This is a genomic window from Streptomyces albus subsp. chlorinus, from assembly GCF_013302895.1.
In the GTDB taxonomy this organism is placed as follows: domain Bacteria; phylum Actinomycetota; class Actinomycetes; order Streptomycetales; family Streptomycetaceae; genus Streptomyces; species Streptomyces chlorinus.
The window spans coordinates 2,587,184-2,603,341 of record NZ_VJOK01000001.1 but is presented as its reverse complement, the minus strand read 5'-3'; the positions used below and the strand labels follow the sequence as shown (position 1 = coordinate 2,603,341).

The window sequence follows — 16,158 nt, the reverse complement described above, 5'->3', positions numbered from 1 at the left end:
GCTGTGCCACGGCCGCCCCCTCACATCCGGAAGACGCCGAAGCGGGGCGCCTCCGGATCGCGGTGCGGCAGCGGGGCGTTGGCGCAGGCCGTCAGGGCCAGGCCCAGCACCTGCCGGGTCTCCAGCGGGTCGATCACGCCGTCGTCCCACAGCCGGGCCGTGGCGTAGTAGGCGTTGCCCTGGCTCTCGTACTGCGCGCGGATGGGTGCGCGGAACTCCTCCTCGGCCTCGGCGCTCCACTCCTCGCCCCGCGCCTCCAACTGGTCGCGTTTGACGGTGGCCAGCACCGACGCCGCCTGCTCACCGCCCATCACCGAGATCTTGGCGTTGGGCCACATCCACAGGAAGCGGGGGCTGTAGGCGCGCCCGCACATCGAGTAGTTGCCGGCGCCGTAGGAGCCGCCGATCACCACCGTCAGCTTCGGCACCCGGGCGCAGGCCACCGCGGTGACCATCTTGGCGCCGTGCTTGGCGATACCGCCCGCCTCGTAGTCCTTGCCGACCATGAAGCCCGAGATGTTCTGCAGGAAGAGCAGCGGGATGCCGCGCTGGTCGCACAGCTCGATGAAGTGGGCGCCCTTCTGGGCGGACTCGGAGAAGAGGATGCCGTTGTTGGCCACCACGCCCACCGGGTGGCCGTGGATGTGGGCGAACCCGGTGACCAGCGTGGTGCCGTACTCGGACTTGAACTCCTGGAAGCGGGAGCCGTCCACCACGCGGGCGATCACCTCGCGCACGTCGTAGGGGGTGCGCGAGTCGACGGGGACGGCGTCGTAGAGCCCCGCGGGGTCCACCGCCGGCTCCTCCACCGGGCGCACCGGCCAGGGGAGGGCGCCCGGCCCGGGCGGGGCGGGCAGCGTGGAGACGATGTGGCGGACGATCCGCAGCGCGTGCGCGTCGTCCTCGGCCAGGTGGTCGGTCACACCGGAGATCCGCGCGTGCGTCTCCCCGCCGCCCAGCTCCTCGGCGGTGACCACCTCGCCCGTCGCGGCCTTCACCAGCGGCGGGCCGCCCAGGAAGATCGTGCCCTGCTCGCGCACGATCACCGCCTCGTCGCTCATCGCCGGGACGTAGGCGCCGCCCGCCGTGCAGGAGCCCAGGACGGCGGCGATCTGCGGGATGCCGGCTGCGGACATCCGCGCCTGGTTGTAGAAGATGCGCCCGAAGTGCTCCCGGTCGGGGAAGACCTCGTCCTGAAGGGGGAGGAAGGCGCCGCCGGAGTCGACCAGGTAGAGGCACGGCAGCCGGTTCTCCAGCGCCACCTCCTGGGCGCGCAGATGCTTCTTGACCGTCATCGGGTAGTAGGTGCCGCCCTTGACGGTGGCGTCGTTGGCGACGATCACCGCCTCGCGGCCCGAGACCCGGCCGATGCCGGCGATCACGCCCGCCGCGGGCGCCGCGTCCTCGTACATCCCGTCCGCCGCCAGGGGCGACAGCTCCAGGAAGGGGGAGCCCGGGTCGAGCAGCGTGTCCACCCGGTCCCGCGGCAGCAGTTTGCCGCGGGCCGTGTGCCGCTCGCGGGCCCGGGCGCCGCCGCCCAGCCGGGCGCGCGCCAGCTTCTCGCGGAGCCGGCCCGCCAGCTCGCGGTGCGCCCTGCGGTTCTCCGCCGCCGCCTCCGAGTCCGGATCGACGGCGCTCACCAGGCGGGGCGCGGCGGGGCCGTACCCGCTCACGTCCCGCACCGTCTGCTCGTCCATTCCGGCCAGCCCCCTCGCTCGCACGAACTCCACGCTCCACCCGCTTCCGCCACCGCGCCACCGGCCGGGCGGCGCCGGCGCCCGGCGCTCGTGTTAGTGGTCGTTAACCGGTCTCCTCCAGGTTAACGCCGACTAACCCGGGCTGTCTAGAATGGTCCGCATGAGCACGAGGACGGCAGGCGCGGCCACCCCGAGCCGACGGGAGCAGATCCTGCGGGAGGCCGCGCGGCTCTTCGCCGAGCGGGGCTTCCACGGCGTGGGGGTCGACGAGATAGGAGCCGCCGTCGGCATCAGCGGCCCCGGCCTCTACCGCCACTTCGCGGGCAAGGACGCGATGCTGGCCGAGTTGCTGGTCGGCATCAGCGAGCGGCTCTACGAGGGCGGGCGGCGCAGGTCCCAGGAGTCCCGGGAGGCGGGGCTCGCGCCGGAGGCCGCGCTGGACGCGCTGATCGAGGGGCACATCGACTTCGCCCTCGACGACCGCGAGCTGATCACCCTGCACGACCGGGAGCTGGACAGGCTCCCGGAGGCCGACCGCAAGCAGGTGCGCAAGCTCCAGCGGCAGTACGTCGAGCTGTGGGTCTCCACCGTCCGCGCGGTCTACCCCCGGCTGACCGAGCTGGAGGCCCGCGTCGCCGTGCACACGGTCTTCGGGCTGCTCAACTCGACGCCGCATCTGAGTGGCCCCTCCGCGCTGCCGGACCGGGAGACGACGGCGGCCCTGCTGCACCGCCTCGCCCGCGGCGCCTTCTCCGCGGCGTCCCCCGCGCATGCGACGCCCCCCGTGCCAGCGGTGAACCCGGCGCAAGCGGCGGACCCCGCGCAAGGCGCGTCCCCCGCGCGGGAAACGGCCGAGACGGCCCCGCGCGAGGGGTGACAGCGGGCACGGCGCGGGAGCGGAAGGGGCGGGCCGGGTGCGGCCGTCCCGCCTGGCCGGCCGGGAGTGTGCGGGCGTCCGCTCTGGACAGGCAGGTGACCCCTCGGTAGCTTTGACCCCGGAAGGCTGAGCAAGCGCTTAGCCACGTCCGGGCCCAGGCTGCTGCCGCGATGACGAGGAGGCGTGCTGTGCGCCGCACGGTGTTCAACGAGGACCACGAAGCGTTCCGCCGGACGATCCGCGACTTCATCGCGGCCGAGGTCGTGCCGTACTACCCCCAGTGGGCCGAACAGGGCTATGTGCCGCGTGAGCTGTACAAGAAGCTGGGCGAGCTGGGCGTCTTCGGCATCGAGGTGCCCGAGGAGTACGGCGGCGCGGGGGAGACGAGCTTCAAGTACAACGCCGTCATCACCGAGGAGTGCGCCCGCGCGGGTGTCAGTTTCGGGGGCTCCAGCGTGCACACCGCGCTCTGCCTCCCCTACCTCCTCAAGTACGCCAACGAGGAGCAGAAGCGGCGCTGGCTGCCGTCCTTCGTCTCCGGCGAGATGATGACCGCCATCGCCATGACCGAGCCCGGCACCGGCTCGGACCTGGCCGGGATGAAGACCACGGCCAAGCTCTCCGAGGATGGCACCCACTACGTCCTCAACGGCGCCAAGACGTTCATCACCGGCGGCGTCCAGGCCGACCGCGTGCTGGTGTGCGCCCGCACCGCGCCTCCCACCCCCGAGGACCGGCGCGGCGGCATCTCCATCCTGGTGGTGGACACCAGGAGCGAGGGCTACGCGGTCGGGCGGAAGCTGGACAAGCTCGGGCTGCGGGCCTCGGACACCGCCGAGCTGTCCTTCGCCGATGTGAAGGTGCCGGTGGAGGACCTGCTGGGCGAGGAGGGCAAGGCGTTCTCCTACCTCACCCACAACCTGCCGCAGGAGCGGCTCGGCATCGCCATCGGCGCCTACGCGCAGTCCGCCGCCGCCGTGCGCTTCGCGCACAGTTACGTCAAGGAGCGCACGGTCTTCGGCAAGGAGGTCGCCTCCTTCCAGAACACCAAGTTCGTGCTCGCCGACTGCAAGTCCGACGTGGACGCCATGCAGGCGGTCTGCGACCGCGCCCTGGAGGCGCTGGACGCGGGTGAGCTGACCCCCGCCGACGCCGCCTCCGCCAAGCTGTTCACCACCGAACTGGCGGCCCGCGTGATCGACAAGTGCCTCCAGTTGCACGGCGGTTACGGCTACATGCTGGAGTACCCCATCGCGAGCCTGTACGCGGACACCCGGGTCTCGCGGATCTACGGAGGCACCAGCGAGGTCATGCGTTCCATCGTCGCGAAGTCGATGGGGCTGTGATCCGCGCCGTAACGCCGTCCGGCCGGTCCTCGGCACAATCACCCGCATGAGCGAAGAACTGACGTCACTGCTCGATCTGCTCGACCTGGAGCGGATCGAGCAGGACATCTTCCGCGGCAGCAGCCGGGCCTCCCTCGTCCCCCGGGTCTTCGGCGGCCAGGTCGCGGCGCAGGCGCTGGTCGCCGCCTGCCGTACCGTCCCCGAGGGGAGGCTGCCGCACTCCCTGCACTCGTACTTCCTGCGGCCCGGCGACCCGGGGGCGTCCATCGTCTACACGGTCGACCGGATCCGCGACGGGCGCTCCTTCACCACCCGCCGGGTGGTGGCCGTGCAGCACGGGCAGCCGGTCTTCCACCTGTCGGCCTCCTTCCAGGTGCACGAGGAGGGGCTGGAGCACCAGGAGCCGATGCCGCGGGCGCCCGACCCGGAGACGCTGCCGACGGCGGAGGAGATCCTGCCGCGCTACCGCTCCCTGTTCACCGACCCGAAGGTGCCCGAGCGGCTGCTGCGGGCGCGCGCCGCGGTCGACCTGCGGTACGTCGAGGAGCCGCCCTTCGGCAGGGTGGGCCGCCCGGGAGAACCCCGCTCCCAGGTGTGGTTCCGCACCAACGGGAAGCTGGACGGCGAGCTGGACGACCCGACGCTGCACATCTGTCTGGCCACCTACGTCTCCGACATGACGCTGCTGGACTCGGTGCTGCTCGCGCACGGCCGGGGCGGCTGGGCGGTCGGTGACGTGGTGGGGGCCAGCCTGGACCACGCCATGTGGTTCCACCGTCCCTTCCGCGCGGACGAGTGGCTGCTCTACGACCAGTCCTCACCCACGGCCCAGGGCGGCAGGGGCCTGGCCAAGGGGCGGATCTTCACCCGGGACGGCCGGCTGGTCGTCTCCGTCATCCAGGAGGGCGTCGTCCGGGTGCCGCGCCGGGAGGGCGGGGCGGCCGGCGGGGGAGGGCCGGATCAGCCCGTCAGTCCGGCGGCTGCCAGCAGGTAGGCGGTCATCGGCTCGTAGAAGCGCGGGTCGACCACGTGGTCGTCCAGCGGCACGGTGACCTCCAGGGTGCCCTCCGCCTCGCCGAGGAAGAGCGCGGGGTCGTTGCAGTCCGCGAAGCCCACCGTGGTCAGCCCGTGCTGGGCCGCGCGCCCGGCCCAGCCGTGGTCGGCCACCACCAGGTCGGGCAGCGGCTCCCCGGCCTGCTCCAGTCCGTGCAGGACGCCTGCCATGGGTTCGGGGGAGTGGGTGTGCCACAGGGAGGCGCCCCGCTCGTAGACGGCGACGCCCTGGAACTGCACGATGACGCCCTCGTCGGCGAAGACCCGCAGCGGGGAGCGGACGATCTCGCACCCCACCGCGCGCAGTGCGGTCGCCAGGGCGCCGTGCAGGTCGAGCAGCGCGCCCGGGTGCCCGGTCGCGAACAGCACCCGGCCCCGGGCCTCGGCGGCCTTGCGCAGCTCGGCCGCCGCCCGGTCCAGGGCGCCGACGGTCAGCTCCGGGTCGATGGTGTCCTGGCCGGTGCGGTAGTCCGGGTCGTCGTTGACGCCGCAGCGCTCCGCCATGACCGCCAGCACGTCCTGTTCGTCCGCCCAGCGCTCGCCCAGCTCCAGGCCGAGCCAGTAGTGGCGGTCGCCGTTGGCGAGCTTGCGGTAGTGGGAGAGGTTGTTCTCCCGCGGTGTGGCGACCTCGCCCGCGATCCGGGTGCGCACCAGGTGGCTGATCAGCTCGTCGCGGGTGGGCGCCTCGGGCAGCGGGAGGGGGAGCGACACGGGCAAGAGAGGCTGTGGCATGGAGCCATTGTGTCTCGTACGGAAGCGCGATGGACGGAGTGTCCAAAACGCGGCGTACGCTCCGCACATCCGGCCAACGGCCCGGCGGCGGGTTCCGCCTAGGCTCGACGTCATGACCAGCAGCGACATATCTGAGACGCCCTCTGCCGCCGCGCGGACGCCGCGGGGTCCGGTCGACTCCTCCCGCGTGCCCCGCTACGCCGGGCCCGCCACCTTCGCACGGCTGCCCCGGATCGACGAGACGGACGGCCGCGCGGACGTGGCGGTGGTGGGCGTCCCGTTCGACACCGGGGTCTCCTACCGCCCGGGAGCCCGCTTCGGCGGTAACGCCATCCGCGAGGCGTCCCGGCTGCTGCGGCCCTACAACCCGGCGCAGGACGCGGCCCCCTTCGCGCTGGCGCAGGTCGCGGACGCGGGGGACGTCGCCGTCAACCCGTTCGACATCAACGAGGCCATGGAGACGGTCGAGCAGGCGGCCGGCGAGCTGCTCGGGGCGGGCTCGCGGCTGATGACGCTCGGCGGCGACCACACCATCGCGCTGCCCCTGCTGCGCGCGATGGCCCGCGAGCACGGCCCTGTCGCCCTGCTGCACTTCGACGCGCACCTGGACACCTGGGACACCTACTTCGGCGCTCCCTACACGCACGGCACCCCCTTCCGGCGCGCCGTGGAGGAGGGCCTGCTCGACACCTCCGCGCTCTCCCACGTGGGCACCCGCGGCCCGCTGTACGGCAAGCGCGACCTGGACGACGACGCCAAGATGGGCTTCGGCATCGTCACGTCCGCCGATGTGATGCGGCGCGGCGTGGACGAGGTCGTCGACCAGCTGCGGCAGCGCATCGGTTCCCGTCCGCTGTACGTCTCGGTGGACATCGACGTCCTCGACCCCGCCCACGCGCCCGGTACGGGCACCCCGGAGGCGGGCGGGCTCACCTCGCGGGAGCTGCTGGAGGTCCTGCGCGGACTGTCCGACTGCAACCTGATCTCGGCCGATCTGGTGGAGGTCGCGCCCGCCTACGACCACGCGGAGATCACCTCTGTCGCCGCCTCGCACACGGCGTACGAGCTGACGACCCTGATGACGCGGCAGATCGCGGCCGGGCGCGACGCCTGAGCCGGGGGTGAAGCAGCGGGTTTTGGCCGTGTTCGGGGCCGGGCGCTTCCGCGCGTCCGTACGCATTTGCGCGGGGAACCGGATGCGGCGGGGCGAACCACGCAGGTCGGCGTGGACTTGACGAACAGCCCCGATCTGTCCGGTCGGTCACGGAACGCCACTGATTTAATACGGGACGTTACCTAATTTGATCGGTCGATGTGCATTCCGTGGAAGTTCTCGTCAGACTGCAGGAGCGATCCCGCGCGGGATGGCGGCGCGGCGCGCTGGCAGAGTCGGCCTCGTGGGGGGTGCCGGCCTGAGCGCACCCAGGGACGCGCCGCCGGTGACCGGGGCGGCACGGGAGGAGCGGAAGCTCTCCCCGGCCGTCACCGGTCACCACTGCTCTCCCGGGCACGCATGCGCGGGCCGCGGCCCCGAGGGCGTCGATTCTTATACCGGTTTCCGTGCCGCGGCGGTTACCATCACGGCATGGTTCGGACCCCTCTCACGCCGCTGGAACACGAACGCGGCCGCTATCTGGGTGCGCTCCTCCGCGAGGCGCGGGGCGAGCGCAGCATGACGGAGGTCGCCGCGGCGGCCGGTGTCTCCGCCGAGACGCTCCGCAAGATCGAGACGGGTCGCGCGCCCACCCCCGCCTTCTTCACCATCGCGGCCGTGGCGAGCGCGCTCGGCCTGGAACTCGACGAGATCGCGGAGCGGTGCGCGGCCGTCACCGCCGTGCCGGACACCAGGAGCGAGGAACCCGAACAGGCCGCGGTCGCCTAGCGCCCCGCTCCGGGTGCCCGGCGGCGGGCCGCTGCCGGGCACCGTCGCCGGGCGTCGTCGCCGGCTGCCGTCGGCGGTGGGCGCGCGGCCGGGCGGCGTCAGTCCAGGCAGAACTCGTTGCCCTCCGGGTCGGCCAGCACGAGGAAGCCGGCACTCAGCGGGGGAGCGGGCTCGTGGCGGCTCACCCGCGAGGCACCCAGCGCGACGAGCCGCGCGCACGCCGCCTCCAGCGCCGCCATCCGTTCCTCCCCCTCCAGCCCGGGGGCCGCGCGGACGTCGAGGTGCACCCGGTTCTTGGCGACCTTGTCCTCCGGCACCTGCTGGAAGAACAGGCGCGGACCGTGGCCCTCCGGGTCCTCGAGAGCCGCCTTCGCGGTGCGCTGCTCTGCCGGTACGCCGACGCGCGCCAGGAACTCGTCCCAGGCGGCGAAGACCTCCTCCGCGACCGGGGCCCGGTCGGCGCTCCCGGGCAGGTCCGTCCCGGGCGGGCCGGGGTGGACGTAGCCCAGGGCCTCGGCCCAGAAGACCGACAGCGCCCGCGGATCGTGGGCGTCGAAGGTGATCTGGAGGTGACGGCTCATCGGGTGCTCCGTTCGACGTGTGCGGTGTGCGGTGTGCGGTGTGCGGTGTGCGGTGTGCGGTGTCTGCGATGCGGGCGGCATGCGCCACATATGCGGTGTGTGCGGGTGCTCATGCGCGGGAGAGGCGGAGTGCGCGAGGAGAGGCGGAGGCCGGACTGCCGGCGCCCCTCTGCCCATGGAGTCACCGTGACACCCCTCGCGGCCAGGTCCTGTCCTCGACGACGAGGCGCGCCGGCCCCTGTTCCGCCCTCCGTCGTTCCCCCACCACCCCCGGTTCACCGGACGCGCCCTAAGGTGCCGTCCGCACCACGCCGTACCGCCGTAGGGCGTCACCGCCGTACCGCCGTAGGGCGTCACCGCCGTACCGCATCACCGTGCCGGCCGTCGTGCCGCCGTCCACCGGGAAGAGGTCCCCATGCGTGTCCGTGTCCCGCTCGCTGTGCTGACCGCTGCCGCCGCCCTGGCCGGCTGTGTCACCGCCCAGACGGCCGCCGCGCGGTCCGCTCCCGGGCACAAGCCGCCCCAGGGGCATGCCTGTTCGCCCTCCGTCGCGCTCAACGGCTACTCCGACGCGCTCGACAAGACGCGCTTCCACGGTCTGCCCGTGGCGGGGATCTCCGCGCTCGCACCCGACGGGGACGGGCACGTCGCCGCCCTCTCCGACCGCTCCGCGCTCTTCACCCTTCAGGTGTCCGGGCACCGGTCCGCGCCGCACGCGCGGACGGTCGGCGGGGTGTCACTCGCGGACGGGGCCGGGGCGCCGCTGGACGCGGAGGGGCTGGTCGTCGAACGGGGCGGCACCCGGCTGGTGACCTCCGAGACGGAGCCGTCGATCGGACGGTACGAGGCGGACGGCACCTTCACCGGGGAGCGGCTGCCGGTGCCGGGGGAACTGCGGGTGGAGCCCGCGGGACGCGCCCGGTCCAACCAGACGTTCGAAGGGCTGACGGCCTCGCACGGCGGGCGGACCGTGACGGCCTCCATGGAGGGGCCGCTGGACGGCGACGGCACGGACCGCGCGGGGCGGCCACTGGTGCGGTTCCAGAACTGGCGGCTGGGCCGGGACGCCGTCCCCGCCGCCCAGTGGGCCTACCCCCTCGACCCCCGGCTCGGTGTGGCCGAGATCGCCGCCACCGGAGAAGGCCGCCTCCTCGTCCTCGAACGCGGTTACGACGCGGCCACGCGGGCCAACACCATCCGCCTGTACCTCGCCGACCCGCGGCACGCGAGCGACGTCAGCGGCGTCGAGAGGCTCTCCACCGGCCCCGGCGGCGTACGGCCGCTGCGCAAGACCCTGCTGGCCGATCTCGGTGACTGCCCCGACCTGGGCGCCCCCAGCCCGTCGCCGCAGCCCAACCCGCTGCTGGACAACATCGAGGCCCTCGCGGTGACCGGCCGCGCGCCCGGCCGGCTGCGGCTCCTGCTGGCCAGCGACGACAACGAGAGCCCCCATCAGCTCACCCGCCTCTACCGCCTCACCGCCCGCCTTCCGCGCTCCTGACCCGGCCGAAACGCACCGGCTCCGCGAGGGGCCCGCGACGGCCGGAACGGTGCGCTGCCGGGATGAAAACCTGATCCTGTGATGTTGGGCTTTCCGCAGGGAGAGCCGCGGCGAAGGGACAGGGACCATCGTGACCAAGGACAGCGCGGGAGCGCCGGACACCCCGGAGGCTCCGGGCGGACCGGGGTGGGCCCGGCGGCTGGCCGGGTACTGCTGGCGGTACAAGCGGGCCGTGGTGCTCGCGCTGGGCGCCTCGCTCGGCGGCATGGCGGTCATGGCCCTGGTCCCGCTGCTGACCAAGATCATCATTGATGACGTGGTGGTCGGCGGCCGGGGCAGCCTGTGGACGTGGATCGGGCTGCTGATCGCCGCCGCCGTCGCCGTCTACGTCCTCACCTACGCCCGCCGCTACTACGGCGGGCGGCTCGCGCTCGACGTCCAGCACGACCTGCGGACCGAGATGTACCGCTCCCTGGTGCGGCTGGACGGCCGCAGCCAGGACGAGCTGTCCACCGGCCAGGTCGTCGGGCGCGGCACCAGCGACCTCCAGCTCGTGCAGAGCCTGCTGTTCATGCTGCCCATGATGATCGGCAACGTGCTGCTGTTCCTGCTGGCGCTGATCGTGATGTTCGTCCTCTCGCCGCTGCTGACCGTCGTGTCGCTGGCCGTCTTCCCGCTGCTGTGGTGGGTCGCCGACCTCAGCCGCAAGCGCCTCTTCCCCGCGACCTGGTACGCGCAGCAGCAGGCCGGTGCGGTCGCCTCCGTGGTGGACGGCGCGGTCGGCGGCGTGCGGGTGGTCAAGGGCTTCGGTCAGGAGGCGCAGGAGACCGGCAAGCTGCGGGCGGCCGGCCGCAGGCTGTTCGCCGGGCGGCTGCGCACCGTACGCCTCAACGCCCGCTACACCCCCGTCCTCCAGGCCGTGCCCTCGCTCGGCCAGGTCGCCATGCTGGCGCTCGGCGGCTGGATGGCCACCCGGGGGCAGATCACCCTGGGCACGTTCGTCGCGTTCTCCACCTACCTCGCACAACTGGTCGGCCCGGTGCGGATGCTCGCGATGATGCTCACCGTCGGACAGCAGGCGCGCGCCGGCGTCGAGAGGGTCTACGACCTGATCGACACCGAGCCGCAGATGGCCGAGAGCCCCCACGCGCGCGCCCTGCCGAAGACGGCCGAGGCCTCCGTGGAGTTCGAGGACGTCACCTTCGGCTACACGCCGGGCAACCCCGTGCTGGACGGCTTCAGCCTGCGCGTCGAACCCGGCGAGACCGTCGCCCTGGTGGGCGCCAGCGGCAGCGGAAAGTCCACCGTCTCGATGCTGCTGCCCCGCTACTACGACGTGACGGGCGGCGCCGTGCGCGTGGGCGGGCACGACGTGCGCGAGCTGACACTGGACTCGCTGCGCGGCGCCATCGGCCTCGTCCCGGAGAACCCCTTCCTGTTCTCCTCCACCATCCGCGAGAACATCGCCTACGGCGCCCCCGACGCCACCGACGCGCAGATCCGCGCCGCCGCCGAGGCCGCCCAGGCCGACCGCTTCATCGCGGAGCTGCCCGACGGCTACGAGACCGCCGTCGGCGAGCAGGGGCTGACGCTCTCCGGCGGGCAGCGCCAGCGCATAGCCCTCGCCCGCGCCCTGCTCACCGACCCGCGTCTGCTGCTGCTCGACGACGCGACCTCCGCGGTCGACGCCCGGGTCGAGCACGAGATCCACGAGGCCCTGCGCGAGGTGATGGCGGGCCGCACCACGCTGCTGATCGCCCACCGGCAGTCCACCCTCGCGCTGGCCGACCGCATCGCCGTCCTCGACGGGGGACGGCTCGCCGACATCGGCACCCACGAGGAGCTGACCGAGCGCTGCGCCCTCTACCGCCGGCTGCTGACCGACCCCGACGAGCTGGGCGAGGTGGAGCGCGACCCGGCCGGGATGGCGGCGCGGCACGCCCACCGGACCGTCGGCGGGATCACCCCCGAACTGTGGGTGCGCGAGGAGGAGCCGGGGGACGAGGCCGCCACCGGCGGCACCGGCGCCGCCGCGGGGGTGACCGCCGCGCAGGCGGGGCGCCCCGGCGCCTTCGCCGGGGAGCTGGCCGGGCTGCCCGGCAGCCCCGAACTGCTCGCCAGGGTGGCGGCGCTGCCGCCCGCCGACGACACCCCCGACGTGGACGAGGACCAGGCCGAACGCGCCGAGGAGAGCTACGGGCTGCGGCGCCTGCTGCGCGGTTTCGGCGCGGCCCTGGCGGTCGCGCTCGTCTTCGCGGCCCTGGACGCCGGGTTCGGGCTGCTGCTGCCGGTGCTGATCCGGCACGGCATCGACAACGGGGTCGAGAAGGGCGCGCTGGGCGCCGTCTGGGTCGCCTCCGGGCTGGCGCTGGCCGTGGTCGTCGCCCAGTGGGGCGCGCAGGTCGGCTCCCTGCTGCTGACCGGGCGCACCGGCGAGCGGGTGCTGTACGCCCTGCGGGTGAAGATCTTCGCGCAGCTCCAGCGCCTCGGACTCGACTACTACGAACGGCACCAGGCCGGCGCGGTGATGACGCGCATGACCACCGACGTGGACGCGCTCTCCACCTTCCTGCAGACCGGACTGGTCACCGCCGTCGTCTCGCTCTTCACCTTCCTGGGCATCATGGGCGCCCTGCTGCTCATCGACCTCCAGCTCGCCCTGGTCGTCTTCGCGACGCTGCCGCTGCTGATCGTCGGCACGGTCTTCTTCCGGCGGCAGAGCGTCAAGGCGTACGAACTGGCCCGCGAACGGGTCAGCGTGGTCAACGCCGACCTCCAGGAGTCGGTGGCCGGGCTGCGGATGGTGCAGGCGTTCCGCGGCGAGGAGCGCGGCGCCGACCGGTTCGAGCGGCGCAGCGACGGATACCGCCGGGCACGGGTGCGCGGGCAGTGGCTGATCTCCGTCTACTTCCCCTTCGTGCAGCTCCTCGCCTCCCTGGCGACCGCCTCCGTCCTGGTGGTCGGCGCCGGGCGGATCGAGAACGGCACCCTGACCGCGGGCGCGCTGGTGGCGTACCTGCTCTACATCGAGCTGTTCTTCGCCCCCGTGCAGCAGCTCTCGCAGGTCTTCGACGGCTACCAGCAGGCGGCCGTCTCGCTGCGCCGCATCCAGGAGCTGCTGCGCGAGAAGAGCAGCACCCCCCTGGCCGACCCGCCGCGCGACCCGGAGGCGGTCCGGGGCGAGATCACCTTCCGGGACGTGTACTTCCGCTACACCTCGGCGGACCCGGCCGGTGCGGCCGAGGGGGCGGCCGGCGAGGAGCAGGCGCTGTCCGGCGTCGACCTGACCATCCCGGCCGGGCAGACCGTGGCCTTCGTCGGCGAGACCGGAGCGGGCAAGTCCACCCTGGTCAAGCTCGTCCCCCGGTTCTACGACCCGAGCCGCGGCGCCGTCCTGGTGGACGGCCGCGACCTGCGCGAACTCGACCTGACGGCCTACCGGCACCGCCTCGGGGTGGTCCCCCAGGAGCCGTACCTGTTCCCCGGCACCGTCCGCGACGCCATCGCCTACGGAAGGATGGACGCGACGGACGCCGAGGTGGAGGCCGCCGCGCGGGCCGTGGGCGCGCACGACATGATCGCCTCGCTGCCGGGCGGCTACCTGCACGAGGTGGACGAGCGCGGCCGCAACCTGTCCGCGGGGCAGCGCCAGTTGATCGCGCTCGCCCGCGCCGAACTGGTCGACCCGGCGATCCTGCTGCTGGACGAGGCGACCGCCGCGCTGGACCTGGCCACCGAGTCGCTCGTCAACCAGGCCACCGACCGGCTGGCCGGCTCCCGCACCACCCTGGTGGTCGCGCACCGGCTGACCACCGCGGCGCGCGCCGACCGCGTCGTCGTCCTCGACCACGGGAGGGTCGTGGAGGACGGGACGCACGAGGAACTGGTGGCCCGCGGCGGGCGCTACGCCGCGCTGTGGCGCACCTTCGCCGGCCAGAGCGCCAAGGGCGACTCGGAGCACGCGGTGGTGTGAGCCGGCCGCCCGGGGCGGCGCCTCAGCCCTCGCACAGGCCCACCACGTACTCGTCCACCGTCTGCACCTCGCCGTAGGGCAGCGGTTCGTCGCCGGTGCGCCAGTGGAGGGCGGAGATCTCCTCGGTGGGGGTGAAGGGGAGCACCTCGGTCAGCTCCCCGGTGAAGACGGCGCCGGACAGGACGCGCTGCTTCGGCCCCAGCGCCGTCCTGGTGAAGCCCACGAAGCGCAGCGCGGCCGGGTCCACCACCTGCCCGGTCTCCTCGCGCAGTTCGCGCACCGCCGCCCGGCGCGGGGTCTCGCCCTCCTCGATGCCGCCGCCGGGCAGCTCCCAGCAGGCGCGGTCGCGCACGTGGACCATCAGCACGCGGCCCGCGTGCCTGACCACCAGCAGTACGTAGCGGACGGGTGCCTCGGGGAAGTCGGCGTCCTCGTCGGCGCGGTGGAAGGACAGCAGCCGCATCCCGCGGGGGCCGGTGGCCAGCGGGGCGGGCGTGGGCTCAGTGGTGGGATCGGTCATGGGCGCAGCGTAAACCCCCGCTGCCGAAGGGGGTTTCGGTACCGCTCAGCGGTGCGCGCTCTCCCTTATGCGTACAGGTGGCGGCGTCCGGGGTCTGGCGGTGCGGCACGGACGCCGATAGGTTCACGACGACTTCTGGCGAGGTATGGGGAGGGTGCATGCGTAGAACGCTCAGATGGTTGCTGTCGTTGACCGTGCTCATAGGCACCGTCGGCGCCGGCACCGCGTCGGCGGGAGCCGTCACCGCACAGCCGGCCGGCCACACGGCGGGCAGCAGGACCGCCGGCTCGGCCGACATCAAGGACCGCATCCTCGCGGTGCCCGGGATGAGCCTCATCGAGGAGAAGCCGGTCGACGGATACCGCTTCTTCCTGCTCGACTACGAACAGCCGGTGGACCACCGGCACCCGGGCAAGGGCACGTTCAAGCAGCGCATCTCCATCCTGCACCGGGACACCGACCGCCCGACCGTCTTCTTCACCGGCGGCTACAACCTCAGCACCAACCCCAGCCGCAGCGAGCCGACGCAGCTGACGGACGGCAACCAGGTCTCCATGGAGTACCGGTTCTTCTCCCCCTCGCGGCCCGAGCCCGCCGACTGGTCGAAGCTGACCATCTGGCAGGCGGCCAGCGACCAGCACCGCATCTACACGGCGCTCAAGAAGATCTACGGCAAGAACTGGATCGCGACCGGCGGCAGCAAGGGCGGGATGACGGCCACCTACTACCGCCGCTTCTACCCGCGGGACATGGACGGCACCGTCCCCTACGTCGCCCCCAACGACGTGCGCAACGACGAGGACTCCGCCTACTACGACTTCTTCGCGAACGTCGGCTCCAAGCAGTGCCGCGACCGGCTCAACAGCGTGCAGCACGAGATCTTCGAGCGGCGCGGCGAGATGGTGCCCCGGATCAGGAAGTGGGCCGAGGAGAACGACTACACCTTCGAACTCGCGGGCAGCGCCGACAAGGCCTTCGAACTGGTCGCCCAGGACCTGGTGTGGGGCTACTGGCAATACCACCTGGAGAGCGCGTGCGACCAGGTGCCCGGCACCGACGCCTCCACGGACACGCTCTACAAGTGGGCCGACGAGATCGGCGGCTGGTCGGCCGGCACCGACCAGGGCATGCTGCCCTACACCCCGTACTACTACCAGGCCGGCACCCAGATGGGCTCCCCCGACTACGAGGAGCCGCTCCTGGACGACGTGCGCAGGTACCCGGGGCTGAACGTACCGCGCACCTATGTGCCGCGTGACATCCCGATGCGCTTCAACAAGCACGACAAGGCGATGCGCGACATCGACCGCTGGGTGCGCCACGACTCCTCGCAGATGCTCTACATCTACGGCGAGAACGACCCCTGGGGCGCCGAGCCGTTCCGCCCCGGACGGCACACCAAGGACACGGCGGTCTTCTGGGCGCCGGGGCAGAACCACGGCGCGAAGATCGCCCACCTGAAGGAGGACGACCGGGCCGAGGCCACCCGCATGCTGATGAGGTTCGCGGGCCTCAAGACCGGCCCGGACGCCGCGCCGAAGCGGCTGACGGCCTACGACAAGAAGCTGGACAGGCCGCAGAAGGACGAGATGCGGCTGCGCCCCTGACGCTTCCCGGGGCGGCGCGGCATGCTCAGGCCGCGTCGGCCAGCAGCTCCAGCAGATGGGCGCGGACACCGGGCAGCAGCTGAGGCAGCTCGCGCACACCGGGGTACCAGCGCTTCTCGTACTCCCAGCACAGCCACTCGACGCCCGTCCCCTCGCCGGGGGCGGGCGTCAGCGCGTCCGCGGCCCTGGTGAGCACCTCCACCACCTGGGCCAGCGGCAGGATTCCCTCACCGGGCGGCAGCGGTGTGGTGTCCTCGCGCGAGGCGATGTCCTTGACCTGGACGTAGCCCAGGTGGGGGGCGAGCGCCGCGTGGGTCGTCATGGGGTCCTCGCCGCCGCGCCAGGTGTGCATCACGTCCCACAGGGCGCCGGCGGCCGGGTGGCCGACC

The 16,158-nt window shown here is 72.9% G+C and carries 12 protein-coding genes and 1 pseudogene; 8 read left to right on the top strand and 5 right to left on the bottom strand.

Annotated elements, in window-relative coordinates:
• Positions 1 to 20: 20 nt before the first annotated feature.
• Entirely contained in the window at positions 21 to 1,697 is a 1,677-nt protein-coding gene (locus tag FM076_RS11685; RefSeq protein ID WP_173874679.1) for a carboxyl transferase domain-containing protein, read from the bottom strand.
• Between the two features lie 160 nt (positions 1,698 to 1,857).
• On the opposite strand from FM076_RS11685, the gene FM076_RS11680 reads away from it, so the two are divergent.
• From FM076_RS11680 to tesB, 3 genes are all read left to right on the top strand, one after another.
• Positions 1,858 to 2,574 carry an SACE_7040 family transcriptional regulator gene (locus tag FM076_RS11680; RefSeq protein WP_173870067.1) on the top strand — a complete coding sequence of 239 codons (717 nt, stop codon included), beginning with the start codon at positions 1,858 to 1,860 and terminating at the stop codon, positions 2,572 to 2,574.
• 188 nt (positions 2,575 to 2,762) lie between these two features.
• The gene (locus FM076_RS11675; RefSeq protein WP_173870065.1) at positions 2,763 to 3,920 is read left to right on the top strand and encodes an acyl-CoA dehydrogenase family protein; all 1,158 of its coding nucleotides are present in this window, start codon (positions 2,763 to 2,765) and stop codon (positions 3,918 to 3,920) included.
• 46 nt (positions 3,921 to 3,966) lie between these two features.
• On the top strand, positions 3,967 to 4,914 hold the full coding sequence (gene tesB, locus FM076_RS11670; protein WP_173870064.1) for an acyl-CoA thioesterase II: 948 nt from the start codon (positions 3,967 to 3,969) through the stop codon (positions 4,912 to 4,914).
• Here the strand turns inward: tesB and FM076_RS11665 are convergent.
• Complete coding sequence (locus tag FM076_RS11665; protein WP_173870062.1) at positions 4,881 to 5,705, bottom strand: phosphatase; 825 nt, start codon at positions 5,703 to 5,705, stop codon at positions 4,881 to 4,883. The genes tesB and FM076_RS11665 overlap by 34 nt on opposite strands.
• Before the next feature lie 112 nt (positions 5,706 to 5,817).
• Between FM076_RS11665 and speB the strand changes: the two genes are divergently transcribed.
• Both speB and FM076_RS11655 read left to right on the top strand, forming a co-directional pair.
• Complete coding sequence (gene speB, locus FM076_RS11660) at positions 5,818 to 6,819, top strand: agmatinase (RefSeq protein ID WP_173870060.1); 1,002 nt, start codon at positions 5,818 to 5,820, stop codon at positions 6,817 to 6,819.
• Positions 6,820 to 7,290: 471 nt separating this feature from the next.
• Positions 7,291 to 7,587 (top strand): helix-turn-helix domain-containing protein, encoded by a 297-nt coding sequence (locus tag FM076_RS11655; RefSeq protein WP_173870058.1) that lies wholly within the window; start codon positions 7,291 to 7,293, stop codon positions 7,585 to 7,587.
• 98 nt (positions 7,588 to 7,685) lie between these two features.
• On the opposite strand, the gene FM076_RS11650 is transcribed toward FM076_RS11655, so the two are convergent.
• Complete coding sequence (locus FM076_RS11650) at positions 7,686 to 8,168, bottom strand: VOC family protein (RefSeq protein ID WP_173870056.1); 483 nt, start codon at positions 8,166 to 8,168, stop codon at positions 7,686 to 7,688.
• A gap of 415 nt (positions 8,169 to 8,583) precedes the next feature.
• On the opposite strand from FM076_RS11650, the gene FM076_RS11645 reads away from it, so the two are divergent.
• Together FM076_RS11645 and FM076_RS11640 are read left to right on the top strand one after the other, a co-directional pair.
• Positions 8,584 to 9,669: an esterase-like activity of phytase family protein gene (locus tag FM076_RS11645; RefSeq protein WP_173870054.1), complete on the top strand. Its 1,086-nt coding sequence runs from the start codon at positions 8,584 to 8,586 to the stop codon at positions 9,667 to 9,669.
• 130 nt (positions 9,670 to 9,799) lie between these two features.
• A complete protein-coding gene (locus tag FM076_RS11640) occupies positions 9,800 to 13,642 on the top strand; it encodes an ABC transporter transmembrane domain-containing protein (protein ID WP_173870052.1) in 3,843 nt (1,280 codons plus the stop codon).
• 22 nt (positions 13,643 to 13,664) lie between these two features.
• Here FM076_RS11640 and FM076_RS11635 read toward each other — a convergent pair whose 3' ends face one another.
• Positions 13,665 to 14,162 carry an NUDIX domain-containing protein gene (locus FM076_RS11635; RefSeq protein WP_173870050.1) on the bottom strand — a complete coding sequence of 166 codons (498 nt, stop codon included), beginning with the start codon at positions 14,160 to 14,162 and terminating at the stop codon, positions 13,665 to 13,667.
• Between the two features lie 158 nt (positions 14,163 to 14,320).
• Here FM076_RS11635 and FM076_RS11630 point away from each other — a divergent pair, with 158 nt between their 5' ends.
• On the top strand, positions 14,321 to 15,769 hold the full coding sequence (locus tag FM076_RS11630) for a S28 family serine protease (RefSeq protein WP_173870048.1): 1,449 nt from the start codon (positions 14,321 to 14,323) through the stop codon (positions 15,767 to 15,769).
• 25 nt (positions 15,770 to 15,794) lie between these two features.
• Here FM076_RS11630 and FM076_RS11625 read toward each other — a convergent pair.
• Positions 15,795 to 16,158 (bottom strand): annotated as a pseudogene (locus FM076_RS11625) (sugar phosphate isomerase/epimerase); the annotation flags it as partial.

Excerpts from the sequence above, each read along its gene's own strand:
- FM076_RS11655 (WP_173870058.1), top strand. The coding sequence starts at position 7,291 with ATGGTTCGGACCCCTCTCACGCCGCTGGAACACGAACGCGGCCGCTAT.
- FM076_RS11665 (WP_173870062.1), bottom strand. The coding sequence starts at position 5,705 with ATGCCACAGCCTCTCTTGCCCGTGTCGCTCCCCCTCCCGCTGCCCGAG.
- FM076_RS11680 (WP_173870067.1), top strand. The coding sequence starts at position 1,858 with ATGAGCACGAGGACGGCAGGCGCGGCCACCCCGAGCCGACGGGAGCAG.
- FM076_RS11645 (WP_173870054.1), top strand. The coding sequence starts at position 8,584 with ATGCGTGTCCGTGTCCCGCTCGCTGTGCTGACCGCTGCCGCCGCCCTG.
- FM076_RS11630 (WP_173870048.1), top strand. The coding sequence starts at position 14,321 with ATGCGTAGAACGCTCAGATGGTTGCTGTCGTTGACCGTGCTCATAGGC.
- FM076_RS11635 (WP_173870050.1), bottom strand. The coding sequence starts at position 14,162 with ATGACCGATCCCACCACTGAGCCCACGCCCGCCCCGCTGGCCACCGGC.
- FM076_RS11685 (WP_173874679.1), bottom strand. The coding sequence starts at position 1,697 with ATGGACGAGCAGACGGTGCGGGACGTGAGCGGGTACGGCCCCGCCGCG.
- FM076_RS11650 (WP_173870056.1), bottom strand. The coding sequence starts at position 8,168 with ATGAGCCGTCACCTCCAGATCACCTTCGACGCCCACGATCCGCGGGCG.
- speB (WP_173870060.1), top strand. The coding sequence starts at position 5,818 with ATGACCAGCAGCGACATATCTGAGACGCCCTCTGCCGCCGCGCGGACG.
- tesB (WP_173870064.1), top strand. The coding sequence starts at position 3,967 with ATGAGCGAAGAACTGACGTCACTGCTCGATCTGCTCGACCTGGAGCGG.